The sequence below is a fragment of the Neobacillus drentensis genome, from assembly GCF_036966985.1.
Classification (GTDB): Bacteria; Bacillota; Bacilli; order Bacillales; family Cytobacillaceae; genus Neobacillus; species Neobacillus drentensis_E.
Map to the genome: position 1 here is coordinate 1 of NZ_JBALSN010000716.1, position 878 is coordinate 878.

At 35.7% G+C, this 878-nt stretch carries 1 protein-coding gene and 1 pseudogene; one reads left to right on the top strand and one right to left on the bottom strand.

Annotation, left to right across the window (positions count from 1 at the left end; all coding sequences use genetic code 11):
• Positions 1-186, top strand: a pseudogene (locus tag V7659_RS30920) (mechanosensitive ion channel family protein); the annotation flags it as partial.
• 438 nt (positions 187-624) lie between these two features.
• On the opposite strand, the gene V7659_RS30925 reads toward V7659_RS30920, so the two are convergent.
• On the bottom strand, positions 625-878 hold a 254-nt coding region (locus V7659_RS30925; protein ID WP_335543820.1), incomplete at its 5' end, for a hypothetical protein.

An 878-nucleotide genomic window follows, 5' to 3' on the forward strand; every position in this document is an offset into this window, starting at 1 on the left:
GAGAGTTTCAAATTCAACCAAATCACCGAACTGAACGTGGATTTCAGGGGTCACAGGTATTCATTATCAGGTCTTGTGAAAGAAGCGGATTTCTTGGAAGCGAGCAAAAAGGTAAGGTATGAACTGGCAATGGATGCCTTCAAAAACGACTTGAAGATGGCGGAGAGCCTCGACACAAGCCATTAAATATCATAACAAGCAAGAGTACATATCTCTTGCTTTTTTTCTGTGGATTTTATTAAAGACGGGTGGTTCGGACCCCCTCCCGTTGTACTCCAGATGTCAAACTTAGGATTCTGAACTAAAGTTATAATCAGGGGTAAATTAGATTCCCTTTACACAATCGAGTTAAACTCGATATACAAAATGGTTGGATCGATTTATACGGAAAGCTTATGGAGTATGGCATATCAACTCCAGATTACTACGCTTTTTTATTTTTTCTTATTCCACTAATCTGCTCCGTTAATTTAAGTGTATTTCTTCACAAACTTTTGCGGCAAAGATAATAAAATTCTCATTTTATTATAGAAAAACAAAAAAGGACCGTTTTTGTCCTAATACTCTTCTTCAACTAAAGCACCNNAAAAACAAAAAGGACCATTTAAGTCCTTTTATGCTTTCTTATCTATAAATTCCATTTGGATGAAAGTGATTCCACCAATTTTTGACCTTTTTAAACTTCTTATCATCGGTGACAAATGATTTTACTACAATACCAAGGAGGTGTTTGTGATAAGCTTTAAACTGTTCACAGCCACGCATAAATTCAATTGCTGCATCTTTACTCATTCTAGAAGTAGTTCCAACGACAATAAAAGGTGAATCTGTTTTGATAGGTAAATTTTCTTCATAATGGAGATGAATCTGCCCACCAA